The 7,650-nt window shown below is 64.1% G+C and carries 8 protein-coding genes and 1 tRNA gene; 5 read left to right on the top strand and 4 right to left on the bottom strand.

What is annotated here, in order from left to right:
• Positions 1-618, top strand: a 618-nt coding sequence (locus tag JOZ76_RS05490; protein WP_291697614.1) for a LysE family translocator, incomplete at its 5' end; no start/stop codon positions are given.
• Here the strand turns inward: JOZ76_RS05490 and JOZ76_RS05485 are convergent.
• Positions 606-1,367, bottom strand: coding sequence for a sulfite exporter TauE/SafE family protein (locus JOZ76_RS05485; RefSeq protein ID WP_291697613.1), 762 nt, complete (start codon positions 1,365-1,367; stop codon positions 606-608). The genes JOZ76_RS05490 and JOZ76_RS05485 overlap by 13 nt on opposite strands.
• Positions 1,368-1,653: 286 nt before the next feature.
• Here JOZ76_RS05485 and JOZ76_RS05480 point away from each other — a divergent pair, with 286 nt between their 5' ends.
• Complete coding sequence (locus tag JOZ76_RS05480) at positions 1,654-2,568, top strand: LysR substrate-binding domain-containing protein (RefSeq protein WP_291697612.1); 915 nt, start codon at positions 1,654-1,656, stop codon at positions 2,566-2,568.
• 92 nt (positions 2,569-2,660) lie between these two features.
• Complete coding sequence (locus JOZ76_RS05475; protein ID WP_291697611.1) at positions 2,661-2,882, top strand: hypothetical protein; 222 nt, start codon at positions 2,661-2,663, stop codon at positions 2,880-2,882.
• Positions 2,883-3,021: 139 nt separating this feature from the next.
• On the opposite strand, the gene JOZ76_RS05470 is transcribed toward JOZ76_RS05475, so the two are convergent.
• The 3 genes from JOZ76_RS05470 to JOZ76_RS05460 all read right to left on the bottom strand — a co-directional run bounded on the left by JOZ76_RS05470 (position 3,022) and on the right by JOZ76_RS05460 (position 6,704).
• Positions 3,022-3,999, bottom strand: a complete 978-nt coding sequence (locus tag JOZ76_RS05470; protein WP_291697610.1) for a tripartite tricarboxylate transporter substrate binding protein — start codon at positions 3,997-3,999, stop codon at positions 3,022-3,024.
• A gap of 169 nt (positions 4,000-4,168) precedes the next feature.
• Complete coding sequence (hisN, locus tag JOZ76_RS05465) at positions 4,169-4,951, bottom strand: histidinol-phosphatase (protein ID WP_291697609.1); 783 nt, start codon at positions 4,949-4,951, stop codon at positions 4,169-4,171.
• An 865-nt stretch (positions 4,952-5,816) separates the two neighbouring features.
• Positions 5,817-6,704 (bottom strand): N-formylglutamate amidohydrolase, encoded by an 888-nt coding sequence (locus JOZ76_RS05460; RefSeq protein WP_291697608.1) that lies wholly within the window; start codon positions 6,702-6,704, stop codon positions 5,817-5,819.
• Between the two features lie 356 nt (positions 6,705-7,060).
• Here JOZ76_RS05460 and cpdR point away from each other — a divergent pair, with 356 nt between their 5' ends.
• Positions 7,061-7,420 carry a cell cycle two-component system response regulator CpdR gene (cpdR, locus tag JOZ76_RS05455; RefSeq protein WP_291697615.1) on the top strand — a complete coding sequence of 120 codons (360 nt, stop codon included), beginning with the start codon at positions 7,061-7,063 and terminating at the stop codon, positions 7,418-7,420.
• Positions 7,421-7,569: 149 nt separating this feature from the next.
• A tRNA-Val gene (locus JOZ76_RS05450) sits at positions 7,570-7,644 on the top strand.
• Positions 7,645-7,650 lie beyond the last annotated feature (6 nt).

The raw sequence follows: 7,650 nt of genomic DNA, 5'->3' as shown, positions 1-7,650 counted from the left end.
TGGCTCTTTCTCGCTTCCGGCGTCTTGCTCAACATCGCGCCCGGACCGGACACCGCCTATGTGGCGGCGCGCAGCGTGCAACTGGGCTGGCGCGGCGGGGTTGCCGCGGCGTTCGGCATTTCGACCGGCTGCCTCACCCATGTCTTCGCGGCCGCGGTCGGCCTGTCGGCGCTGCTGATGGCGTCGGCGACCGCGTTCAACGCGGTGAAATGGATCGGTGCGGTCTACCTTTGTTATGTCGGCCTCACAATGCTGCTGTCACGTACGCTTCCTGCGGACGAAACTGCGTCGCGCGAGAATGCCACGGTCGCGCTGGCGCGGGTGTTCTGGCAGGGCGCGCTGACCAACGCGCTGAACCCGAAAGTGGCGCTGTTCTTTCTCGCCTTCCTGCCGCAATTCGTCGATGCGGACGCGCCGCACAAGGGGCTCGCATTCCTGGCGCTCGGCCTGATGTTCATTTCCAGCGGCACCGTGTGGTGTCTGACCGTCGCCATCGTCGCGGCCCGCGCCGCGGGGCGGGTGCGCGGGTCCGGCCGCGCGATCGAGTTCGTCAACCGCGGGCTCGGTGCGCTGTTCGTCTATCTGGGTGCCCGGATCGCGCTCGCTCACGCGAAATAGATTTTTGTGATCGCGGTGCCGGCGAGATAGAGGCCGAGAAAGATCATCGCGATCAAAAACCAGCGGCGGAAGCGCTCGGCATCCATGCGCGAGCGCACCGCTTGCCCCAGGAAGACGCCGGCGAAGGAGGACGCCATCGCCACCGCGCCGGGCAACGCAGTCGCAGAGTTGACGAGGCCGGCGCGGGTCAGCGTGAAGCCGAGCGCCAGCGTCGCGACCGTGAAGAACACGCCGAGCGCCTGCACCAGTTCGTCCTTCTCCATTCCGATTGCCTGCATGAACGGCACCGACGGGATCACCTGCACGCCCGACGACGCCGAGATCACGCCGGTGACCAGGCCGACGAGGCCGCCGATCCATTTCTCGTTGCCGGGCGCGATGCTGAAGGAGACCTTGCTCAAGGCCGTGACCGCGTAGATCACCAGAAGCACACCGAGCACGATGCTCGCATAGCGCGCCGACCCCCCGGTGAGCGCGCCCGCATTCAGCCAGATGCCGATGGCGGTGCCAACCATCAGCGGCCACAGCCTTCTCACGATGTCGCGCAGATAGGGGCCGACAAAAGTCTGCCAGATGTTGGTGACGATGGCGGGGACGATGACGATGGCGAGCGCCTGTCCAGGCGGCATTGCGACCGCGAGCAGGCTGACGGAGACCGTCGGCAGCCCGAGCCCGATCACGCCCTTGACGAATCCGGCCAGCATGAAGATCGCGGCTATGGTCAGGAGAAAGGGATCGAGATGAGGCATGGCGGCAACCGGTGAAGCGTGACTGCAGCGCCGACAACGCTTGCGTCGACGGCTCCGGCCACATTGACCCAGGCCGGAATCCGGCACAATCTGGAGGTTCCGGAGAATGCCTTCGGAGATGCCGAAGGCGATTTCCACCGTCATTGCGAGGAGCGAAGCGACGAAGCAATCCAGACTGCATCCGCGGTGAGATGTCTGGATTGTTTCGCGGAGCCTGTCATCGGGCCGCGCTTTGCGCGGACCCGTTGGCTCGCAATGACGTTCTAGAGCCGGTAGAGGAACCGCCATGCGCTTCGATCTGGTCGACCTGCAGCTCTTCATCGCCGTGGCGGATTCTCGCAGCATCACCGGGGGAGCCGACCGCGCTCACCTTGCGCTGGCTTCGGCGAGCGAACGGATCAAGGGCCTGGAGGCGGCGTTCGGGGTGACGCTCCTGAAGCGCGGCCGCCGCGGCGTCGAGCTGACGGCGGCCGGCGAAAGCCTGCTCGATCACGCGCGGCTCGTGATGCACAATGTGGAAGCGATGCGCGGCGATCTCGCGCGGTTCGCAAGCGGGGTGCGCGCCAGCGTTCATCTGCTCGCCAACACCGTCGGTCTTGCCGAGCACCTGCCGAAGGCGCTGGCTGCGTTCCTGCGCGACAATTCCGACATCAATGTCGACGTCGAGGAGCGCGAAAGCATCGACATCGCCGCGGCGATTGCGTCCGGCGCGGCCGAACTCGGCTTTGCCGCCGAGCATGCGCTGCCCGACAATGTCGAGCGGTTCGTGTTCGGCGAGGATCGCCTGGTGCTGGTGACGGCGCGGCGCGGGGCGTTCGCAACCCGCCGGCAAATCGATTTTCAGGAGGTGGCCGGCCATGATTTCGTCGGCCTGACGCAGGCCACTGCCTTGCAGCTCCACATCGCGAAATACGCGGCGCGGCTCGGCCTGCGCCTGCATGTGCGGGCGCGGCTGCGGGATTTCGATGCGATCTGCCAGATGGTTGCCTCGGGCGTCGGCATCGCGGTGGTGCCGGAGGCCGCCGCGCGGCGCTGCCGCCGCGCGATGCCGATCGCCACGGTGCGGATCAGGGACCAATGGGCCAACCGCAAGCTCGTGATCTGCGCGCGCAGTTTTCGCACGCTGCCGAGGCCAGCAAAGCTGCTGGTTGATCATTTGCGGCAGGCGGCGGTGTCGCTTCGACCTGGCAACGGTCGATGAGCCGCCGCGACCACGGCACCATTGCCAATTGACTCAACCGCTGCGAGAGGAGTGAGATAAACTGCATAGTTCGTTGCGTAGGGAGGGTGCAAATGACCGATGACCGCGAGGCGTTCATCCGGCACCTGATTGCTCGCTATAAAGCAGGCGAGCTCGGACAAGACCATGTTCTTCAAGGCATCGCTGACTATGATGCCTTGACCGTCACAAAGCGCATGCGGCTGTATGCTCTCCTGTCGACAATCGCGGCGGCCGTTTCGGCGCTGGCATCGGCAGTGGCCGCATACTTCGCCTACCTTGGCGTTCATCGCTAGCGGCGCGCATCGGCCGCTCGGGACGCCCCGTATTCGACGTTTTCACGCGCATCTCCTGATGATGCGGAGACTGTCATCGGGCCGTGCTTCGCGCGGAACCGTTGGCAGCGCCCGGGAAATCATGAGGTCCTGAACGTGCCTACTTCGTCGTCTCCACTCCCGCGTCGTTGATCACCTTGGCCCATTTCACGGCCTCGGCTTCAATAAAGCTGCGAAACTCCTCCGGCGAGTCGGGCGCGAGCGTGAGGCCCTGCTCGGCGAGTTTTTGCCTGACCTGCGGATCGGCCATGGCCTCACCAGCCGCGCGGTTCAGCGTGGCGATGATGGCAGGCGGCGTTGCCGCCGGCGCGATCATGCCATACCAGTTCTCGATCAGGAGATCGGGCATGCCGACCTCGGCCGTGATCGGCACATCCGGCGCGGTCGGCGCACGTGCGCGGGCGCCGAGCGCAATCGGGCGCAGCGTGCCGGCCTTGATCTGCGGCAGGATTGCCGGCAGGTCGAGGAACGTCATCTGCACCTGCTGGCCGAGCAGGTCGTTGATCGCAGGGGCCGCGCCCCGATAGGGCACGTGCACGATGTCGATCTTGGCCGTCAGCTTGAACAGCTCGCCCGCCAGATGCGGCAGGCTGCCGGGACCTGAGGAGGCGAAATTGAGTTTTCCCGGCTGCGCCTTGGCGAGCTGGACCAGTTCGTCCATGCTTTTGGCGGGAACGCTGGTCGCGACCACAAGCATTTCGGGCACAGTCGCCACCAGCGTGACCGGTGCGAAATCCTTGTGCGTGTCGTAGGCGACCTGTTCCATCGACGGGCTGATGACCAGCGCACTCGCGCTGACGATGCCGATCGTGTAGCCGTCTCTCTTCGCTTTCGCGATCGCGTCGGTACCCAGCACCCCGGCCTGCCCGCCGCGATTGTCGACCACGATCGGCTGCTTCAGGATGTCCGACATCCGCTGCCCAACCATGCGGGCGAGGATGTCGTTGGGGCCGCCGGGTGGATACGGCACGATCAGGCGGATCGGCCGGTTCGGAAAGTCATCGGCCCGCGCGGCCGTGGCCGCCTGCGCGAGCAGCGCCAATGCGGTCAAGAATCTGAGCGTGCCGGAAGCTGGCATGCGAGGTGCCTCCCGATGTCCGGAGCCTTTGTCTGTCCGCGGCAAGGCGGCGGCTCCGGTTACCATGACCTTAGCGTGGTTTTCGCACGGAGGGGAATTCGTGGCCATGACGACGCGGAGGGGCGATGCCACGTCATCACAAGCCCTGCGGTTGCAGAGAGAAGGTTACTTACCCCGCCAGCAGCTTGAGCGCGGCCTCATGCACGCGGCGGTCGCCCGCGGCGACGATGCGGCCGCCGTCTTTCGCCGGTCCGCCTTCCCAGTTGGTGACGATGCCGCCGGCGCCGGCAATGATCGGGATCAGGGCGGCGATGTCATAGGACTTCAGCCCGGTCTCGATGACGAGATCGAGATGCCCTGCCGCAAGCATGCAGTAGGAATAGCAATCGCCGCCATAGCGCGTCAGGCGCGCCGCCTGCTCGACCCGGCCGAAGGCGGCGCGGTCTGCCGCATCCATGAGCAGCGGGCTTGTCGTGTAGCAGCTGGCCTCGTCGAGCGAGGCGCAGCGCCGCACAGTGAGCCGGCGTTCGCCCGACGGTCCCTTATAGTTGGCCGATCCGTTGTCGCCGGAGAAACGTTCGCCGATGAACGGCTGGTGCATCATGCCGAACACCGGCGTGCCATTGTGCAGAAGCGCGATCAGCGTTCCCCAGATCGGAAACCCGCCGATGAAGGACTTGGTGCCGTCGATCGGGTCGAGCACCCAGACATAATCTGCGTCCTCGCGCTCGTTGCCGAATTCCTCGCCGACGATGCCGTGCTGGGGGAAGCTGGCCTTGATCAACCGCCGCATCACCGCCTCTGCGGCGCGGTCGGCCTCCGTCACCGGATCGAAATTGTGGTTCTTGCTCTTGTCCTCGATCGAGAGCGAGGTGCGGAAGAACGGCAGGATGGTCTCGCCGGAGACCGTCGCGAGGCGGTTGATGAAGGCGGAGAAGTCGACGACCGTCACGACGGGATCCTCAGAACCAAGATGGAATCGGCGAAAACGAACTGGCTCCTGCGAGCCCACTTCCGAAGTTCGCGGCTCATCGACGATTTTGCCGCTCGCGACTCAAGGCACGTCAAATCGGCGGCACTAGTGCCGTGGATCGGACGCCGTCACAAGCGCCAAACTGAACTTCAAACCGAAAGCGAGATGAGCGACCGCCTGTCCCGTTCCGGGAATTTTCGGCAGCTGGCCCGCCTTCTACATTGGTATTTTGAATGCCGAATCGTCGCCCCTCGCAGTGCCATTTCAGGCCCCCCGCGCGGTCACGAAATTGCGAGCTCACGATCACGTCCCACTGATGCGAACCGGCAACACAGTCGAATCTGCTTTAAGTCAATGGGCCAGTTCACAAAATTAACGATTTTGATCACTGAAGTTGCGGCCCCGGTCTGCACAATTTGCATGGGAAAACAGCGAAAAAGACTTGCCTTTTGTGCAGCGCAGTCGCATATTGTTGCGGTGCGGTAGCGCCTCGCGCTATCGCTGCCCTCCTTGGGCGTTTCCTCCCTAGACTTGGGCCGCTTGCCATCGCAAGCGGCCCTTTTTTCTTTTCACATCTCCTTTGTTCGCTCGCTCGACCGCGCGCGCTGATGGCATGCAAAGCGCCAGGCGGCTTGTTTCGCTTTGCTTGCGATCGAGGCGCGGGAGAAAGCGCAAGCGCGCGACCGCGAATGGGCTTCCGGGCGCGGCTCGCCATCGCGCATTGGTTAATCGTTCGAGCATGCGCTTCGAGATGAGCTGCACGCAAGCGCGACGCGTTCCCACGACTGAGAAACGCTTCCCGGCCATGCGGTGCGCGACGACTTTTTCCGGGCCTAGCCCGGCTCTATTCGGCAGCTGCCTGAAACGGACCGAGTTCGCCGAGCGGAACGCTGGCGAGCACGTCGGCGAGCCGCGCGAAATCGGCCGCCACCTGCGCAAAATTCGGTCCGCGCTCGCGCCGCCGCTCGTCCATGTAGATCGCCCGGTTGAGTTCGAGCTGGATGGTGTGCAGGCCGCTCGCGGGATTGCCGTAATGCTCGGTGATGAAGCCGCCGGCATAAGGCTTGTTGCGGCCGACCGAATAGCCGAGCCCGCTCATGGTGGCCTCGACCATGTCGGGGAGAATGGCCGAGCAGCTCGTGCCGTAGCGGTCGCCAATGACGAGATCAGGCCGGACCGGCTCGTCCCGTGACACGCCGACCGAAGGCATTGAATGACAGTCCACCACGACAGCGGCGCCAAAGGTCTGGTGCACCCTGTTGATGAGCCGGCGCAAGGCGCGGTGATACGGCTTGTAGAGCCCCTCGATCCGCCTCAGCGCATCCTCGACCACGAGGCGGTCGCGATAGATTTCCTGACCATCGCCGACCACGCGGGGGATCGTGCCGAGGCCGCCCGCCACCCGCATCGACCTGGTGTTGGCAAAGCTCGGCAGGCGACCCGCGAACATCCGCGGATCGAGTTCATAGGGCTCGCGGTTGACGTCCACATAGGAGCGGGGAAAGTGGACCCGGATCACCGCAAAACCGCGGCCGCTCAGGGCCGCTATCAGCTCGTCCATGAAGGAGTCTTCGGACCGGCGCAGCGTCGGAAGGTCGATCCGCGACGCCCTCAAAAACTCCTCGGGATAGACCGAGCCGGAATGCGGGGAGTTGAAGATGATCGGCGCGCGCCACTGGCTTGGCTCGACAATGTCGAACGCGGGCGACTCTGCGCCGTCAAACCGGGTCATCTCTGGGCGTCGTCCCTTGATTCCGCTTCCGAAAAGGCTGATTCTCCCCGAAAAGCGTTAGCTTTATGGGTCAACATTGTCGGTAATCAGAGCCGTTCTGCCAAGTAAAAAACATCGCTTGCCCTTGGAAGGTCTCCGAAAAGTGTAAAGCATCCTCCCGCTGGGATTCGGCCCCCAAAGCGCGGTCGAATGGGCTGTGGGCAGGCCGGGCCCGCATTGCTTTCGGCCGCAATCCCGTCCACAAAATGCCTTGGGAACGGCCCAAGGCTCGCCGGAGACTTTCACTCGATATTTACCGCCTGTCAGGCTTAGTGAAACCTTCCAGCCGCCCATCAGGATCGACCCTCTTGACCGCCATGCACAAGATTCTCCTCGCCGAAGACGACAACGACATGCGCCGCTTCCTGGTCAAGGCGCTCGAAAATGCCGGCTTTCAGGTCTCGCCTCACGACAACGGCATGTCGGCTTATCAGCGGCTGCGCGAGGAACCGTTCGAGATGCTCCTGACCGACATCGTGATGCCGGAGATGGACGGGATCGAGCTCGCCCGCCGCGCCTCGGAGCTCGATCCGGATATCAAGATCATGTTCATCACCGGCTTTGCCGCGGTGGCCCTGAACTCGGATTCGGAGGCGCCCCGCAACGCCAAGGTGCTGTCAAAACCGGTGCACCTGCGCGAGCTGGTCAGCGAAGTCAGCAAGATGCTGGCGGCCTGAGCTTTAACGCCGGCAGATCATGGTCGCGCTTTAGACTCCTGATTGCACGTGTTTTTTCGGAAAATGCACTCGCGCTGTTTTCCGGATCATGCGCTTGCCTGCCGGCCGGGGAGCCGATATACGGACCCCATTCCCGATTTGGACTTTTAGGGCACGTAGCTCAGCGGGAGAGCACTACCTTGACATGGTAGGGGTCACAGGTTCGATCCCTGTCGTGCCCACCACGCTTC

Origin of the sequence: Bradyrhizobium sp., assembly GCF_019244115.1 — a bacterium.
Taxonomy (GTDB): domain Bacteria; phylum Pseudomonadota; class Alphaproteobacteria; order Rhizobiales; family Xanthobacteraceae; genus Bradyrhizobium.
Note: the sequence above shows the minus strand (reverse complement) of the source record. Positions and strands in the feature narration are given on the sequence as shown.